Raw genomic sequence first — 16,783 nt, 5'->3', positions numbered from 1 at the left:
CTTGGATCGGCGAGGCCTGATCGCAGGGACGGCATCACTCGCCGCCGGCGCGTCCGCATCCGGCCAAGACTTTCAAGCGATGGCGGTGGCCAGCGGGGTCGGGGCGGGTACGCGGCAAATCTTGGGGGCCGGCGCGCCGGCGATCGGGTCCATCGCCTATTTGTCGGAGCAAGGCCGCGAGGGGTTTTTCCGGTGCGTGAGTGGCACGAAGCCGGCGGGCGATCCGCTTGACGGCATCAGCTTCGCCTGTGCGGCGAATGACCGCCATTTTTCGCGGATCTGGGATCACAGCAATGGACACCCGGAATGGTTTGGGGCGAGACCTGGCGACGGCAATTTCGACTGCGCCGACGCGATCGAAGCCTGTTTCGCGCTCTCCCCGGTCACGCAGCTTGGCCAGGTCGATTATTTCGTCCGCCGCACCCTCGTGCTCAACCGCAGCTGGCGGACGATGAACGGCAGCGGGACGCAAGCCGCCGATAACGGCCAAGGCACGCGCATCATCCTGCAGGGACAGGCGCCGGGCATTCACGATCACGACATCATGCTGGTCGGGTCCGTGCGCCAGCCAGGGTCGGGCAGCGAGTCCTTCGTCCACGAGATCCATCTCGCCAATTTCACCCTGGTGCGCGACGGCGCGGTCACGCCGCATCCAAGCGGCGACGAACGGCGCTACCCCACCGGCCTGAGAGCGTCGTTCGTCGTGCGTGCGACGTTCAGGGACATCGCCTCTCTGGAAAACAGCATCGGCTTCTATTTCGGCGGCACCGTCTACACCAAGGTCGACGACTGCCTGGCGCAACGGACGCGTGCCGGGTCGGGCGGCGGACGCGACTTGGCGGTCGGCTTTTATCTGGACGGCTCGCCGGACTACGGCATGGCGGGCGGCAATGCCTCGCTTTACCTCAGCCGCTGCCTCGTCGTCGGTCAGCACGCCGCGCATGTTCAGCCGACAGGGCTCAGGGCCGACGGCGCCTTTGTCGATAGTTTCATCGACCATTTCGAGTCCGCGCAGATCGACAACGGCATTCAGATCCGCGCGCGCGGCGTGACCCGCCCGACCCAAGTGGTCGATCTGCACCTGCGCAATTGCGTGCTCGACGGGTGTGCCGGGAATGCAATCGAGATCGACCTTGGCGGCGTGCAAGGTGCCTCGATCGAGATCGCCGATCCCTATATCTACGCTGCGGCCGCTGGTGGCAGCCACGGCATTATTCTGCATGACGGAGGCGGCCTCGTCACCGTGTCCGGCGGTCAGGTGCATGGCGATTTTCGTGAGGGCTCACTGCTGCTGCAGCGCATTCGCGGCGTTCGTGTGCAAGGCCTGAAGCTTCACGAAGGATCGCGCCCTGTTGCGGTTCAAGCCAGCGGCGCGCTGCAGCTGGAACCGCAGATCAGCAATATGACGCGGCAGACAGCGAACTTCGCGATTACCGCGGCTGGTATGTATCGGTCCGCAGTCAGGCCGATCGTGCTAGGGTCTCTTGGCAAACTGGCGGGCGGGGTCTTTCTTGATGCCGAATGCAACTATTGTTCGATGGACGGCACGGCGGTTGATCCCGGCTGCTTCGGTGAGGTGACGAGCGCGCGCAAGCTGTGGATCGGCGGGATGGACGCGACGCGCGGAGCCGGTGCGGCAGCGTTCGCGCGGAGGAACAACAGCATCATCGGGGTGATCCGGTAGGTGATTAGCCGATGACAGGCTCTGTCCGACCACCGGCAATCATGATGGGCGCATCGCGCGAAAACCGCGTGCGTCCGCGCCAGCCCTGTGTGCGGATGTCGCGCCACACCGTGGCGATCGTCGCGCAGGACAGTGCGATCGCCACTACCAGCACTATGCCCGGCCGAACGAAGGGACCAACCGTGATCCAGTAGGCGTAAAATAGTGGTCCCGTATTGAGGAAGCCGTTATTGGTCTGAGGGAGGACCGGGTCGATGAAGATGTCACCCGGAATCGACAGAATGTAGCAGCTAAACGTTGCAATGCCGATAGCCAATCCAGACTTTCGTGGTTCGAAAAACGTCAACAGGACGATTAGCGCCTGGGTATAACCGCCAGTCTCAGTGGTGATGAGCGCTATGCATGTCGCGAGATTCACCAGCCGGTAGGTCGGTACGGTTTCCGGGCGCAGCCATGCCACCATAGCTGCTATCACTATCATCAGCTGCGTTGCGTGGATCGCCGCAGGCAGTAGAAGCGAAAACGTCTCAGTGCGCCAAGAACCGATTATATCACTAATCGGCAATCCCGAGCCGTTGAGCAAGCCAATGAGCGGTTGGAACGACGTCGCGTACCACAGGTCAAGCAAGCTTGACGCCATGTTGAGATGGTTATTCCAGTCGCTGAGGTTGGTAATAATCTCCTGCGGCGTTCCTGCCCCGAGCAGGCCCCAGCTGATGATGTAGGTACCTAATGTTGCGAGCAGGCAGCCTTCGAACCATCTCCAACGCCGCTTCAGCGGATAAACGAAGATCGTGCCGAGCAAATAAATTTTGAAGTTGATCGCCAGTCCGGCCATCAACCACCGGAGACGCGCGCTCCGCAGCAGCGGACCGTAGCCCAACAAGAAGCACGTAAATGCGACGAGGATCAAATTGCCCCGCTCTAGCCCATCGAGCATTGGCATACCGGCGGCGAGTGTAAACGATCGCGGCAGGGCCGTGCTGCGATCAATTTTCAGGAATGTCCGACCGATAAGATATACGTTGAGAACGTACCAGCCATGCATTGTCAACATGCCGTACCAATCGCAGTCGCGCGAATACCAGCCCTCGTTCGCGATGTAGCAGTGCGGTGCGGTTAAGAAGCGCAGGAACAGGAAGGATATAGGCGGATAGAGCGTCTGCCAGCTGTCATACGCACCGGGATTATGTGCCCAATAAGCGGTATTGAACCAATCCATCCACACGTCGAACGGCTGATAAAAGAACGGCTGAGGCAGATAGCCCTGAACCATCAAATAGCCGATGCTGTAGACTCCACCGACAAGCACAGCGAGCGTGAGCATATATTCCCAATTGCGGAAGTCGGAAAGAATTCGCTTCACGACGTCCCCGCCCGCTGAAACACCAGCGATTTGAGCAACAGGTAATTCAGGATCGATGCAACGATGGTCGCCAGCAGGCCGGCGAGATAGTCGGACCGCACGAGCCGGTCGAACACGGCCAGCATCGTCAGATTGACGAGATAGTTAGAGGCGTAGGCCAAAATGAACGCGCGCTTCGACGCGTCACGGTCTCGAAAGACATGCCGGCTGTAGGTGAAATAATTGAACGTGACGCCGAGGATCTGGGCGATGATTTGGGAAACGTACAGGTTCAGGCCCAGATGGATCATCAGGGCGTAGATGCCGAAGCCGAACGCGGTGTTGATCGCCGCAGCCTGATAAAAGCGGATCAGTTGTTTCAGCCGTGCCAGCCCGAGGCGCTCGATCAAACGCACGTCAATAATCGGCAGGAAAGTTCACGCGTTCGCGCTCGACGACCAGCGGAGTCTGCCGCGTCCGTTCGGAAATCAGGCGGATCTGATCGCCGATCAATCCCAGGAAAATGAATAGAAGGCCGAATTGCAGCTGAAGCGCGATCGCCAGCCACCAGCCCCAGCCCGCAGCGCCCCACAGGCTGGCCAGAATGGTGATCGGGAACAGCAGGAATGCGGCGATAACTCCGATCGTGCCGGCAAAGAACGGGACGCGGACCAACCGCTTGGACGACCCCGCAATGCCCGACAGCGCGAAGTCCAGCAGCGCGAAGAAGTTGTTGTTCGACCGCCCCGCCGCCCGCGGTGGCCGGGGATAGGAAATCGTAACGATATCGAATCCGGTCTCCACCAGCATGCCGCGGAAGAACGGCTCGGGCTCGTTCAGGCGGGCGATTTCCTGCACCACGCGCTGGGTGTACAAGCCGAAGCCGGTGGCGTTCGGAATGATCGGATAATCGCCGAACCGCCGGGCAAACCAGTAAGCGGTGCGCCGGGCAACGGAGAGGCCGAACGATGAGCGCTCGGATTCCCGCACGCCGAGGACGATTTCGGAACCGGCCTGCCAGCGCCGCACAATCTCCGGCAACAACGTTGGCGGGTCCTGGAAATCCGCGCACATGTTGATGACGGCACGGCCACGCGCTTCGAATATCGCGTGGGTCGGTGAGCGCATCTGGCCGAAATTGCGGGCGTTGATGATCAGCCGGACGCGCGGATCGCGCGCGCAGAGCTCGCGAAGCAACGCCACCGTGCGGTCCTGTGAGGAATTGTCGATGAAGATGAGGTCGAAGGAGACCCCGGTACGCTCCATTTCCCGGATCACCGCCTCAGCGATAGGGATCGCATTTTCCTCTTCGTTGCGAACCGGGATGACGACCGAAACGTCCAATTGGGTCATTCGACGGTTCGGAGATAGCGGGTGTCGGCGCCGAGCGGAGGCCGCAGCTGGTAGAATTCGATCGCCGCCAGCAGCGCCAAGACGGCAATGAGTAGCACCAGCGGCAGGGTGCGGAACTGGGGCGCCGGATCGATATAGGGCGGCTCTAGTACGCGGACGTTGGCGCCCGAGGTCAGATCCTCGACCGAGGTGCCCTCTAGGAAGCGCTGATAACTGACGTACAGGCTGCGTGCGATCGTCAGTTCTCGGTTCAATTTCTCCACTTCGGTCGATTGCCGGACGACCCGGTTGACTGAGTAGGCATCCGCGCCGTCCAAGCTTTCCGCCTGGCGCAATTGCGATCTGAGCGCGATGATTTCCGCCTGAATCTGCTGAACCGCAAAGCTTTGCCCGGTGCCGAATTGCTGTGCCGCGCGCAGTTCGACTTCGCGCGCCTTGATGGCCGCTTGGATGGCGGGCACCCGCTCACCGATCGCTTCGATCGATCGGCCGGGATCCGAGTAGCGCGTTTGCAGCCGGAACCGGTCGTAGGCCGCCTGCGCGCGCGCGTAACGATCGCCGGCATCGCCGACTAGGCGCTCAAGGATGCGGCGCTTGTACGCCGTCTGCGCCTGGCTGATTCCGGCCAGCCGTTCGCGCGTGGCGGTGGCGATTGCGCCGACCAGCTGCTGCGCAAGCACTGGATCGTCCATCTGCGCGGTCATCTGCAGGATCCCGCCGCGCAGCGACCGGATTTCGACTTCGCGATTGATCCAGCGCTGCGCCTCCACCTCGTTGCGGAACTTGCCGCTGCGCAACAAGCCCAGCCGCTCGATCGTCAGCCGGCGCACCTCGACACTGCGCGCAACTTTGAGGCTGATTTCCACCGCGGCCTGGCTGCCGAACACGTTGGTCAGGGCGCCAAGCTGGCCGAGCGCGCCGCTCAGCCCCAGCGTGGACGGGTCGCTCGGCGTCAAGGACACCGCCGCGCGATATTCACGCGGGAAAATCGTCAACAGCGCTAGGATGATCGCGAGAACTCCAAGCACCAGGCGACGATATAGCGGCCGCCCGAAAATTCGGTTGGCCGACAGCGTGTCGAACAGGCTGCCCGGTGGCGTCACTTGGTGACTGCAACCAAAGTGGCCGCGGCGATGGCCGGCTGGAACAGCACGGCGCTGATCTGCGCGAGGCGCGCGAGTAGAGATACGTTCTGCGTCTTGGTCGGGACGAAGATGATGTCGCCAGGCAGAGCGGGAGCCGACAAGGCCCCCGCGCGGCGCGATACGACCGCGCCATTGGCATGGATGACGAATATGTCTCCGGTGTCGGCGAGGCGGAGCGTCCCGCCCGCCTGCCGCAGATAATCCTTCAGTTCGACCTTGCGGCCGTCCTCGATGAGGAAGGAGGCGGGCCGGTACACTGCACCGAACACGCCCACCGTCGTAGGGCGAGGAGGAATATAGATCGTGTCGTTGCTCTCCAGAGTCAGCGCGCCAGGCAGACCGGCGCCGGACGGCAGGATCGGCAGGACCACGCGCCCATCGGGCTGGGCCTGGCGCAAGCGCTCAAGGAGTGCGCGTCCCGCGGCCAGTTGCTGCGACCGCTGCTCGTCCGACACCACGCTGTCGCTGGTCAGCGGCGCTCCGACCAGGGCGGTCTCGAGCTGCCGCACGGCTTCCTCGTAACTGTCTCGCTGCTGTTGGCGGACGGACAAACGCTGGAAATTAGTGCCATAGACGAACGCGCGGTTTGTGAGGCCGCCGGCCAAGGCCACAACCTGGTCGAAATTCGTTCCGGGAGGGACGACGAAATTGCCGGGCTTGTTAACCTCACCTTCGACGCGAACGATAACCGTCTGACGGTCGAGCGGATTGGCCAGTGTGCCCGTCGCCAGAACCTGGACGATGTCGCCCCCCGTAACCGGACGCCGCGCGAAATCCTGGCGCGCCACTTCTACCGCGCCCACGGAGCGGGCATTGTCCAAGCTGTACAGGATCAGGCGGTCCGCATCGGCAAGCGCCGTGGTGCCGCCGGCAAAGCGCAGCAGATCGTCAAGCGATTCTCCGGGACGCGCCTCGTAAATCGCTTCCTGATTGACACTGCCGGTGAGAGCGATCTGCGGACCGAGCGGCGCGATGTACAAGACGTCGCCATTCTGCAGCACTGCGTCGTGCGATCGGTCCCCGTCGCGCAGGAAGGCGTAGAGATCGAGGCTGCTGACCAGTTCACCGTTGCGGATCAGGCGCACCGACCGGAAGCTGCCGCCCGACGACGGCCCGCCCGCGGCGAAGACCGCGTTGATCAAGGTGGACAGGCTGTCGACCGTATAGCTGCCCGGATTGTTCGCAAAGCCGGTGACGAATACGCGAATGCCGCGGAGACGGGTGACCGCGACCGAGACGTCGAACCCGCGATAACGGATCGCGACCGCGCGCTCGATGACGTCCTTCAAATCCCGGTAGCTGACGCCCGCCAGGTTGATCGAGCCCACGCGCGGCAGGAAAATTCGCCCATTCGAGTCGATCTGGCGGCTGACGCTGCCCTCGATCGAACCCGACAGCCCGATGAAAATCTCGTCGCCCGGGCTGAGCTTGTAGGCGGGGGGCACCGCTGTCGTCGTCGGCACTGAGTAATTTCGCGTTGCCGGCAAAATCAGCGCCGAGCCGAAGCGCTGCAGCCGCCGGCCCAGCCGCTTTTCAACGAACCGCTCGAATTCGTTGAGCTCGGGCGGGCGCACTTGTTGTGGCGGCACATTAGTCACGCGCGAACGGTTGGTGATGTTGCTGTTGGTATTCGTCGTCTGATCGTCGGTAAGCGACTGGTCGTCTCGATACTGGTTGGAATTCTGATTATCTTCAAGCTGGGTCGGCCCGACCCGCTCTGCCGGCGTCGGATAAGCCGATGGTGGGTTCTGCGACAGCTGCGAGCCCTGTTGTTGCGTCTGATCCGAAGACAGCGGCGACCCGTAAGGGACATTCCGGCCGGATTCACTCTGTTGCGCAACGGCGTGCGACGAGCCTGCCGCCAGCAGCATCAACGCCAGCAGAGTTCGCTGCGACCTTCCGCCCGCCCAAACCAGCCGCGGGACGCGATCAAACACACGCAACAAGCTTCGCATCAACGTTGAATCGCCCATTTCGAGAGGTCGCTGCTCCTACCAGATATATCCTTGGCGACAAGCTGACAGTCGCCCAATTGCCGGGCGGTTGCCGCCAATGCGGCGTCGATGTCGTACCGGATCGCTAGGCCCAGCTGATGCCGGGCGCGATCGACCGATGGCACGTAGCGATCGGCTAGAAGGTTCTTTCGCGGGGCGAGCCGCACGGTGGTGTCGTATAGGTGCGCGATCCGCGCGGCGACATCGTCGACCGCGATCGCATGATCGGAGCCGACGTTATAGATCGGGCAGGCCGGCGACGCGGCCGCGGCGATCGTCGTCAGCCATTCGACCAGATCATCAGCGTAGAGGTAGCTGCGGATCACTTCGCGATCGGCATTCACCACGACCTCCCGGCCCGCCATCCCGTTGGCCAGGAAATTGCCCACCGCGAAATGCTGGTCGAGCGGCAGATAGCGCCCGACAAAGGCGAAGCAGCGCGCAACCGAGACGTTCAGACCTTGGTCACCCAGCCGGGCGATCTCCCGCTCGGCAAGCGCCTTGGCCTCGGCATAATCACGTTTGTACGGCGCGAGCTCACACAGATCGACGGGCCTGTAGTCTTCGTCAATGCGCTCGATCGCGGCCGGTTGTTGGCCATAGACCGCGCCGCTGCTTGTGTAGACGATCCGGACGTGCCGGTTGGCGCGCGCCGCCAGCCTTGCGAAATTGGCAGCTGCATCGATGATCGTCGCGCGCTCGGCCAGCGGATCCTGCGCGTAGCGCCGCGCGTCGCTGGTATTGGCTGCGTGAATGATGAAGTCGGCGCTCGGCAGTTCGGTCGCTTTCGTTATATCGAGCGTGGCGAACTCGACCGCTTCACTGACCAGTTCGGGATGCGCCGAACGGAAATGATCGGGATTGCGGGCCGCGACGATGACCCGGGATATGCCCCATGGTGCGAGCAAGCCGCGGCGAAACGCATCGAGAATCGACTTGCCGAAGAACCCGGTCCCGCCGATCACCAGCAGGCTGCGAGGACCACCGGCGGGGGTCACAGACCGGCCAGATAGTCGATTTCGGGGGTCATCCGGTCGATCGGGTTGGACTCCATCGAGCCCGAGGCGGTGATGCGGCTGGTGATCTTCGGCAGATACGTCTGCTCGGGGTCAATCGGCACAATGAAGGCGGCAGGGCCCGGAGCCGCCAGCCGGTCAAGCACGGCCCGATCGATGTCGAAGTTCAGCGGCAGCGTCGTTACGGGAACGTCCCATGCTGCGAAGACGCGTTCCCAATCGGGCAGGCCGAGCCCCGAAGGACGATCGCAGCCCAGATACTTGCCGTCGAAATAGCTCCGCTGGGTCATGCGGATCGAAGCATGGCCTTGGTCGTGGAAGATGAAGATCTTGAGGTCGAGCTGGTTGACCGCAACGGTGCCGAGTTCCTGCAGGTTCTGCGCGAAGCCGCCATCGCCTTCGATCAGGATCGTGCGCCGCGTGCCACCGGCGGCAATCGCCGCGCCGATCGCGCCCGACAGGCCATAGCCCATCGATGCCAGCGATTTGTCCGTGATCACGCGTTGGCCGAAGCGTTGCTTGTAAAGCTGCATCGACAAGGTGAAGGCACTGCCGCTGCTGCAGGGGATGATCAGGTCGTCGTCGCGCGTCAACGCCTCGAGCCGCACGATGAAGTCGTAGGGGGAGATGTACCCGGAGCCGGTCTGGTTGACCGCTTCGATCCGCGGCACAGCTTCGCGGATGCGACGCGCCTCGGCCAGCCAATCGTCATGTCGCGACAGCGGACGTGCGGCAAAACGCCGCGCGAAATCCTCGGCATCGACCGCCAAGGGGTGGTCGACCCGAGGATGCCCCTTGTTCAATTCGCCCTTGTCAATTTCCACCTGCACGATCGTGGCAGCGCGGCCGAATTCCTGCCAGTTGAAGCCGGTCTGCTGGAGGCCGAGGCGGGTGCCGATCGCGATGATAAGATCAGCGCGCTGAATGATGATGTTGGCGCTGCGTTGACCCCAGGTATTCGGCCGTCCGAGATAGACAGGGTCGTCGCCGTCGAACCGGTCGGCGCCATTGTAGGTGGTCATCACCGGGATGCCGCGCGCGACGAATTGGCGGCGCAGGTCAGCGGCGGCGGCATAGGGCACGCCGCCGCCGACCAGCACGATCGGACGTTCGGCCTGGTCATAAAGCCGCACGATGCCGTCGAGCGTTTCCTCGTCGACGGTGGCGAGGGCCGGCGGGACCGGCGTCGGCAACGGGGCTTCATCGACTGTCGCCGCTTGCACATCGAGCGGAATTTCGAGGAACACCGGGCCCTTGCGCGGCGTCCAGCTGACCGCGAGTTTCTCCAGAAATTCTACGGGCCCGATCGGCTCCAGGAAGCGATAGGCCAGCTTGGTGGCCGAGCGCACGAGTTCGACCCCGTCGATTTCCTGGATGCCGCGTGAGCGCACCTGCTGGTTGGCAAGGTCCGCCGTCTTGACCTGGCCGCCGAGGACAAGCAATTCGCGGCTTTCGAGGAACGCGCCGGCAATCGCGGTGACGATGTTGGTCAGTCCGGGGCCTGCCGTCACCAACGCCAGCGCGCGCCGCGGATGGGCGATCTCATTGAAATATTCTGCGGCGATCCCGGCGGCGACCTCATGCACCACGGGGATGCCGGTCAGATAGCGATCGAGGCTTTCGGTCAGGTGCATAATGTTGCCCCCGCCGACGTAGAAATAATGCGTGTACCCGGCAGCCTGGAGCCAGGCGGCGAGCTGATCCGAATACTTCATGCCGTCTTTTGCGAAAGCTTCAACATCGACGACAAGATGGTCAGCACCTGATGCTGGGTCATGCTGTTGGCGTCCGAAAGATCATATCCCCAATCGGCATGCAACGGCAGATGAACCCGCCCGTCGAACGGCTCCAAGTGTGAATTCATGTCATCGACATAGACAACAAGGTAGTCAACCTGGTTGAGCCACCCCTGCGCTTCGGCAACCGCGATCTTCGACCCCCGCGACCGGATGTCCTCCTGACCATACACCGGGACCACATCTGCATCGTAAAATGCGAGCGTTTTGCGGATCGACGCGACGTTGCGCGTCGACAGGATGGCAAAACGGTCGCGGTGTTGCAGGAGCAGCGGACGCAGCAAAAAAAAGAAATCGTAAGGGGCCATGAGCTTGGGCCAATCCGGATCGCCCATCATGCCTTCGCGGGCCTCGAAGAACCGCCGCGCGAATGCCCAGTCGGCCTCGTCGGGCGTGACTTCGACCAAATGTTCGCGCGCGATCAGCCGATCCCGCGCGTACAGCCGGTTGTACTGCCAAGCATCGGTCACGACACCGCGAAAATCGAGAAACTCCTCGAAGCTGACATCCTGCCGGTTGTCGGCATCGCCAGCCACGGCGGCGTTACAAACCGAAAAGGCTTCGAAGGCGCTGTTGAACAACACGCCATCGAAATCGAGAACCAGCTTCAGCTCCACGACTAGAGCCGTTCTCTAATCTGGCTCGAACGCGCACGCGCCTTGTCTAGGCCACACGCCGCTGGCCCGGTGTGCAGATCAAGCAGCGCGAGCTCGATCTGGATCGCGCGCTCAAGCGTTCCAGACTCAAGAAAGGCGGCCACGGGAATGACGACCTTGCGCGTTTCAACCGAGGTGAGAAGAGCCGCCAGTTCGGCATCACGGGCGAGCAGGTCACGCGTCCGCACGTTGACCCCGCCGCCCATAGTCACTTCCAGCCCGCGGGCCTTGGCCGCGCGGCCGACGGTGCGGACCATGTCCATTGTTTCGTCTTCATCGACGCCCGCGCCGCCGATCGAGGCCGTCAGGTCCGAACGGCCGAGCGTGACATTGGTCAGCTTTGTGCCGGCGTCTAAGATCGCCTCGATCCGCTCCACGGCGTCCTTAGTCTCGATGGTCACGCCTACTTCGTGAAAATAGTTGCCGGGCAGCGCCCCCATGTATTTCGACATGGCGAACGCGCTTTCGATCATCGGCGCCACCACGCTGGTCACGCCCAGCCGTTCGAGAAACAGCAGGTCGGACTTGGCTTCGCAGCCGCCGATCTTGACCAAATAATCAAGCCCGCGCCGCGCCCCCCAAGCGACTTCCACCGCGAGTTCTTCCCGGCTGAGGCCCTCGGCTTCGAATTCGCCCTTTAGCGACGCGAAGGCAGCAACCTGCGCCAGATCGATTGCAGCGCCTGCGGGGGACGTGCTCATCTCAGCGTCCCAAGAACGCGGCGACGGTGCTCGCCACATAGTCGATGTGATCGCCGCCGATGCCCGGGAACAGCCCGATCCAGAAAGTCTGTTCGGTGACCATGTCGGCGTTGGTCAGATCGCCGACCACGCGGTAATTACGGCCGCGCATATAGGGTTGGCGGATCAGATTGCCCGCGAACAGCAGCCGGGTGCCGATGCGGTTGGCATCGAGGTGCTGGACCAGCGCATCGCGTTCGATCCCCGATTCACGACGGATGGTCAGCGGAAAGCCGAACCATGACGGCTGGCTGTTCGGCGTCGCCTTGGGCAGGATGAAGATGTCCTCCCACTGCGCGAACACCTCGGTCAAGCGATCGAAATTGGCTTGGCGCGCGGCGATGAAGCCTTCAAGCCGGTCCATCTGCGCAAGCCCGACAGCCGCCTGCATGTCGGTGATCTTCAGATTATAGCCGCAGTGGCTGTAGGTGTATTTGTGGTCGTAGCCCATCGGCAACTGGCCGAGCTTTCTGGCGAAACGCTTGCCGCACGTATTGTCCTGCCCCGGCGCGCACCAGCAGTCGCGGCCCCAGTCGCGCATCGATTCGATCACGCGTTTCAGGCGCGGCTTGTCGGTGAACACGGCGCCGCCTTCGCCCATGGTGATATGGTGCGCCGGATAAAAGCTCAGCGTGCCGATGTCGCCGAACGTGCCGACGCCCTGGCCGTTATAGGTCGCGCCCAAGGCGTCGCAGCAGTCCTCGACCACCCACAGATCGTGCTTCTCGGCGACGCGCATTACTTCGCCCAGGTCGAATGGATTGCCCAGCGTGTGCGCAACCATGATGGCGCGGGTGCGGTCGGTCACCGCCGCCTCGATCATCTCGGGCTTGACGTTATAGGTCGGGATGTCGACATCGACGAAGACCGGGACCAGGCCATATTGCAGCGACGGATTGACCGTCGTCGGAAACCCGGTCGCCACGGTGATGACTTCATCGCCCGGCTTCAGCGCTTCACCACGCAGATAATGTGAGGTCAGCGAGGACAGCGCGAGGAGGTTCGCCGACGACCCCGAATTGGTCGTCAGCGCATGCCGCACGCCCAACCGCTCGGCGAGCCGCGCCTCGAACGCGTCGTTGAAGCGCCCGGTGGTCAGCCAGAAGTCGAGCGAGGAATCGACAAGCGCACGCATCTCCTGTTCGCCGTAAACCTTGCCGGAAACCGGAACCGGGCTTGCACCCGGGGTGAAGGCCTTCGGTGCGTGAAATTTGCGGGCATATTCACCGACCATTTCGAGGATCGACTGACGCATCGCCGCCTCTTCGGACTGCGGCGCAAAATCGGGCGTCAATGCAGCCGGCGAAATCGTCAAGGTCACAAATATTCTCCTGCAAGCGCTCGTCCAAGTGCTTGATATTCTTTGATCTGGTTGAGCGTCAGGGCACGCGCATCGCCCCCGTCAGCCGCTCCACGGTGCCATGCTACAACACGCTCCAGGGCTTTAGCGACGGGCCAGGCCGGGCGCCACCCCAGTTCTTGCCGCGCTTTGGAGCAATCAAGCATCAACATGGTTGCTTCGTGCGCCTGCGGTGCTTCGTCCTGATCCCAGCCGCCGGCGCCGAACAATTCGACCATGCGCGTCGCGATCCACGAAACCGACCGCGCATCTTCCTGATCGGGGCCGAAATTCCAGGCAGTCGCCACGGCGCGATCACCCTTAAGCAGCCTGGCGGCAATCGTAAGGTAGCCATCGAGCGCCTCGAGCACATGCTGCCAGGGCCGCACTGCCCGTGGCGACCGGATACGCACGCGTTCACCGCGCTCGAACGCCCGCACGAAATCAGGGATGAGCCGATCGGTCGACCAATCGCCGCCGCCGATCACATTGCCGGCACGTACCGTCGCCAACAAAGGGGCGCCGTCCACGCCGAAATAGGACCTGCGATAGGCCGAAGCGACCAGTTCGGCCGCCCCTTTGGAACTGCTATACGGGTCGTGCCCGCCCAAGGGATCGCTTTCCCGGTATGGCCAGACCCATTCACGGTTCTCATAGCATTTGTCCGTGGTGACGACGATGATTGCCTTGACCGACGATTGGCGGCGACAGGCGTCGAGCACGTGTGCCGTGCCCATCACATTGGTCGCATAGGTCTCGATGGGCGCCTGGTACGAATATCGGACCAGGGGTTGTGCCGCCAAGTGGAATACCACTTCAGGAGCGGTCTGCTGGACCACCCGTTCGACGGCGTCGAGGTCGCGGATATCCCCGTCCGTATGCTCGACGAGGTCGCCGATCCGCGCGCTTTCGAAAAGGCTCGGATCAGTCGCTGCAGGTAGGGCGAAACCCGCGACCAATGCGCCCAGATCGGCCAGCCACAGCGACAGCCAGCTGCCTTTGAACCCGGTATCTCCCGTAATCAAAACGCGGCGTCCATCCCAGACAGGCCTCACCATGACTTCCACGGGGCGCCAACGGCCCATAGTTCTTCGAGGTGGATCCGGTCGCGAAGCGTGTCCATCGGCTGCCAGAACCCATCATGGCGAAAAGCCACCAGTTGCCTCATCGCCGCCAGCGTCTCGAGCGGTTCCTGCTCCCATATCGTGTCCGGGCCGGGGATTAAGTCGAGCACCGACGGATCGGCGATGAAGAAACCACCATTGATCAGCCCGCCGTCCCCGGCAGGCTTTTCGCGAAAGTCGGTTACCAGATCGCCATCGAATTCAAGCGCGCCAAAACGGCCCGGCGGGGCCACGGCGGTGATCGTCGCCAGCTTGCCATGCGCCTTGTGGAACGCGACCAGCGCCGAAATGTCCACATCCGACACGCCGTCGCCATAGGTCAGGCAAAAAGGTTCGTTGTCGGGAAGATACGCCTTCACGGCCTTCAGACGGCCCCCGGTCATCGTCGTGTCGCCGGTCTCCACCAAGGTAATTTTCCACGGTTCGGACCAGTTCTCATGCACTTCAACGCTGTTAGTTTTTAAATCGATCGTAACGTCAGCGGTGTGCAAGAAGTAATTCGCGAAATATTCTTTGATCAAATAGCCCTTATAGCCTAGACAAACGATGAAATCGTTGATGCCGTGCGCCGAATACATCTTCATGATGTGCCACAGAATTGGCTTCCCGCCGATCTCGACCATGGGCTTTGGGCGTAACGATGTTTCCTCGCCCAAGCGGGTGCCGAGCCCGCCCGCCAACAAAACGGCCTGCATATTCTTAACCCTTCCCACGCAAGCCAATCCGAATTTTTACAGCCTGTAACAAGCCTGTTGTTTCGCTGAGAACCGGAGCGCTCAGCAGTCACGATAACGTTAGACCGTTGGGCAAACAACACAAACCAGTGTTGCTGCGACGCAACACTCGATATTGGATTTTTGGCAAAAATTGAAATAGCGCAACAAAGTGCTCAACGATGGGTTACTGCAAAACTTGTGTCGAGTTTCCTAAAGGGGTTAATGATGCGTCTTGCCATTATGATGTTTGCGGCGGGTGCCAGCCTGTCCAGCGCGGCAGTTGCTCAGTCGGGTGACGATTACAGCTTTACCGGTCCACGGGCCGAATTCCTCGCCGGGTATAGCCGCCAGCTACCGTCAGTGCGGACCAGTGGCCCCGTGACTACGATCAGCCAGGCTCAGCGCCACTCGGGCGGCAGCGCCGGCGTGCAGGGTGGTTATGACCTTGAACTGGGTCCGGTCGTCGTGGGCGTGTTTGGTGGCTATGCGCTGCTGACCTCGCAGGGCTGCGGAACGCTGGGCGGTGCGAACCAGGGCTGCCTGCGTCCCCAGGCCGAGGCCGAAGGCGGCGCGCGCGTCGGCTTTCAGGTCGCGGGCCGGTTCCTGGCCTATGGCAAGGGTTCGTATGTGAATACGCGCATCCAGACGTCCAACCGGAATGGCGCGGTCATCGCGAACAGCCACATCAACAAGGATGGCTTCCGCGTCGGTGGCGGTGTTGAATATGCCGTGCTGCCGCGCGTCTACGTGAAGGCGGAATACAGCTACACCCGCACGGAACGCTTCAATGCCGCGCCTTACGGGTTCCAGAACACGTCGGTCAGCTATCACGATCATGCCGGTCTGGTCGGCTTCGGCATCCGCTTCTGATCCAGCCGCAGGCGTTTCGCTGCGGTGCAAGATGAATTGTTGATGTGATTGCATGCTATTAAGGTCGATCCGGAGCGGTGTCATTCCTCTGGATCGACCTCATTGCGATGCGTGATCTGGCGCTGTCCGCGCCCGAGCCCTGCCGCGGGTGCTGTCAGACCAACGGGGCAGGTGCTAGCCGCTTGGCATGACACGCCGATCGAGAGCCAAGCGGCCAAGCCCATTCCGTCGGTTCAATTCGTCGCCCGAAGTGATCCGTCTGGTCGTGATGATGTATGTCCGCTTCCGCTCAGCTTTAGTTTGCTGAGGATCATTCCGAGATTTTGATCGTCTCCCGACCAACGAACCGCGCGATTGAAACTTCGTGAAACTTCAGATATTTATAGCGCAGTGCGATATCGTTTGGGCCGGCTACTCCCCGACCGTAGCGCGCCGGCCCTCGCTCGACTAGAGCGGGGGTCAATTGCCGCTCAGGACTCATTAAGATTAAAAGCGCCGTCCGTTAAGCGGAGCGAGCTAGCAAGACGGATGCCCGCCCGCGCCAGCCAGCATCGCCGTTCCGCTACTCCAATTCAGTGGCTGGGTGCTGTCAGACCAACCAGGCAGGTGCTAGCCCGGGTATGACCCGCCGATCCAGAGCCAAGGGCTCTGTCAAAGCAAATACACCGGGCCTTAAGTTGAGCAATTTAGGCTCGGGACATGTCTCGCCCACGTAAGCCAACTCGCCGTTTCGCTATTTCAACTCGTCGCCGGAAATCATCCGCTTGGTCGTGATGATGTATGTGCGGTTCCCGCTGAGCCTGCGGAACGTGGAGGACCTGCTGGCTGAGCGCGGCATCGACATCTGCCACGAAACAGTGCGCCACTGGTGGAACCGGTTTGGCCGGTTCTGTCAGATGGATGTGGCAGGCGGGGCAGTGTGCTGGTAGTTGGCTGAGATGAGCCGCAGATCGAGGGCGAAGCCCGCCAGTCCGTTTCGGTATTTCCATTCGGCACCCGAGCTGA

Annotated in this window: 14 protein-coding genes and 1 pseudogene; 3 read left to right on the top strand and 12 right to left on the bottom strand. The window is 62.1% G+C overall.

The window, feature by feature from the left end:
* Window position 1 precedes the first annotated feature (1 nt).
* Entirely contained in the window at window positions 2-1,684 is a 1,683-nt protein-coding gene (locus ACM9ME_RS13110; protein WP_415643982.1) for a hypothetical protein, read from the top strand.
* A 4-nt stretch (window positions 1,685-1,688) separates the two neighbouring features.
* Here ACM9ME_RS13110 and ACM9ME_RS13105 read toward each other — a convergent pair whose 3' ends face one another.
* From ACM9ME_RS13105 to rfbF, 12 genes are read right to left on the bottom strand one after another with little or no spacing between them, the layout of a single operon-like run.
* Window positions 1,689-3,050, bottom strand: coding sequence for a hypothetical protein (locus ACM9ME_RS13105; RefSeq protein ID WP_415643909.1), 1,362 nt, complete (start codon window positions 3,048-3,050; stop codon window positions 1,689-1,691).
* A complete protein-coding gene (locus ACM9ME_RS13100) occupies window positions 3,047-3,439 on the bottom strand; it encodes a GtrA family protein (RefSeq protein ID WP_415643908.1) in 393 nt (130 codons plus the stop codon). The genes ACM9ME_RS13105 and ACM9ME_RS13100 overlap by 4 nt, the downstream gene beginning before the upstream one ends.
* Before the next feature lie 7 nt (window positions 3,440-3,446).
* Window positions 3,447-4,382 carry a glycosyltransferase family 2 protein gene (locus tag ACM9ME_RS13095; protein WP_415643907.1) on the bottom strand — a complete coding sequence of 312 codons (936 nt, stop codon included), beginning with the start codon at window positions 4,380-4,382 and terminating at the stop codon, window positions 3,447-3,449.
* Window positions 4,379-5,485, bottom strand: coding sequence for a GumC domain-containing protein (locus ACM9ME_RS13090; protein ID WP_415643906.1), 1,107 nt, complete (start codon window positions 5,483-5,485; stop codon window positions 4,379-4,381). Before ACM9ME_RS13090 ends, ACM9ME_RS13095 begins: the two co-directional genes overlap by 4 nt.
* Window positions 5,482-7,464: an SLBB domain-containing protein gene (locus ACM9ME_RS13085; protein ID WP_415643905.1), complete on the bottom strand. Its 1,983-nt coding sequence runs from the start codon at window positions 7,462-7,464 to the stop codon at window positions 5,482-5,484. The genes ACM9ME_RS13090 and ACM9ME_RS13085 overlap by 4 nt, the downstream gene beginning before the upstream one ends.
* A gap of 17 nt (window positions 7,465-7,481) precedes the next feature.
* Entirely contained in the window at window positions 7,482-8,519 is a 1,038-nt protein-coding gene (locus ACM9ME_RS13080) for an NAD-dependent epimerase/dehydratase family protein (protein ID WP_415643904.1), read from the bottom strand.
* Window positions 8,516-10,252 carry a thiamine pyrophosphate-binding protein gene (locus ACM9ME_RS13075; RefSeq protein WP_415643903.1) on the bottom strand — a complete coding sequence of 579 codons (1,737 nt, stop codon included), beginning with the start codon at window positions 10,250-10,252 and terminating at the stop codon, window positions 8,516-8,518. The genes ACM9ME_RS13080 and ACM9ME_RS13075 overlap by 4 nt, the downstream gene beginning before the upstream one ends.
* The gene (locus ACM9ME_RS13070; RefSeq protein WP_415643902.1) at window positions 10,249-10,950 is read right to left on the bottom strand and encodes a hypothetical protein; all 702 of its coding nucleotides are present in this window, start codon (window positions 10,948-10,950) and stop codon (window positions 10,249-10,251) included. Before ACM9ME_RS13070 ends, ACM9ME_RS13075 begins: the two co-directional genes overlap by 4 nt.
* Before the next feature lie 2 nt (window positions 10,951-10,952).
* Complete coding sequence (locus tag ACM9ME_RS13065; protein ID WP_415643901.1) at window positions 10,953-11,690, bottom strand: aldolase/citrate lyase family protein; 738 nt, start codon at window positions 11,688-11,690, stop codon at window positions 10,953-10,955.
* 1 nt (window position 11,691) lies between these two features.
* On the bottom strand, window positions 11,692-13,050 hold the full coding sequence (gene rfbH / locus ACM9ME_RS13060; RefSeq protein WP_415643900.1) for a lipopolysaccharide biosynthesis protein RfbH: 1,359 nt from the start codon (window positions 13,048-13,050) through the stop codon (window positions 11,692-11,694).
* The gene (gene rfbG, locus ACM9ME_RS13055; RefSeq protein ID WP_415643899.1) at window positions 13,047-14,126 is read right to left on the bottom strand and encodes a CDP-glucose 4,6-dehydratase; all 1,080 of its coding nucleotides are present in this window, start codon (window positions 14,124-14,126) and stop codon (window positions 13,047-13,049) included. The genes rfbH and rfbG overlap by 4 nt, the downstream gene beginning before the upstream one ends.
* On the bottom strand, window positions 14,120-14,887 hold the full coding sequence (gene rfbF, locus ACM9ME_RS13050) for a glucose-1-phosphate cytidylyltransferase (RefSeq protein WP_415643898.1): 768 nt from the start codon (window positions 14,885-14,887) through the stop codon (window positions 14,120-14,122). Before rfbF ends, rfbG begins: the two co-directional genes overlap by 7 nt.
* 246 nt (window positions 14,888-15,133) lie before the next feature.
* On the opposite strand from rfbF, the gene ACM9ME_RS13045 reads away from it, so the two are divergent.
* Together ACM9ME_RS13045 and ACM9ME_RS13040 are read left to right on the top strand one after the other, a co-directional pair.
* The gene (locus ACM9ME_RS13045) at window positions 15,134-15,778 is read left to right on the top strand and encodes an outer membrane protein (protein ID WP_415643897.1); all 645 of its coding nucleotides are present in this window, start codon (window positions 15,134-15,136) and stop codon (window positions 15,776-15,778) included.
* A gap of 755 nt (window positions 15,779-16,533) precedes the next feature.
* Window positions 16,534-16,662: pseudogene (locus ACM9ME_RS13040) on the top strand (IS6 family transposase); the annotation flags it as partial.
* Window positions 16,663-16,783 lie beyond the last annotated feature (121 nt).

It is taken from the genome of Sphingomonas antarctica (assembly GCF_965137005.1).
Taxonomy (GTDB): Bacteria; Pseudomonadota; Alphaproteobacteria; order Sphingomonadales; family Sphingomonadaceae; genus Sphingomonas_O; species Sphingomonas_O antarctica.
The sequence above is the reverse complement of the archived record's forward strand: the minus strand, read 5'-3'. Positions and strand labels throughout refer to the sequence as shown.

What these genes read in the sequence shown, in the direction of transcription:
- ACM9ME_RS13095 (WP_415643907.1), bottom strand. Translation starts at nt 4,382, where the DNA reads ATGACCCAATTGGACGTTTCGGTCGTCATCCCGGTTCGCAACGAAGAG.
- ACM9ME_RS13075 (WP_415643903.1), bottom strand. Translation starts at nt 10,252, where the DNA reads ATGAAGTATTCGGATCAGCTCGCCGCCTGGCTCCAGGCTGCCGGGTAC.
- ACM9ME_RS13065 (WP_415643901.1), bottom strand. Translation starts at nt 11,690, where the DNA reads ATGAGCACGTCCCCCGCAGGCGCTGCAATCGATCTGGCGCAGGTTGCT.
- rfbG (WP_415643899.1), bottom strand. Translation starts at nt 14,126, where the DNA reads ATGGTGAGGCCTGTCTGGGATGGACGCCGCGTTTTGATTACGGGAGAT.
- rfbF (WP_415643898.1), bottom strand. Translation starts at nt 14,887, where the DNA reads ATGCAGGCCGTTTTGTTGGCGGGCGGGCTCGGCACCCGCTTGGGCGAG.
- ACM9ME_RS13045 (WP_415643897.1), top strand. Translation starts at nt 15,134, where the DNA reads ATGCGTCTTGCCATTATGATGTTTGCGGCGGGTGCCAGCCTGTCCAGC.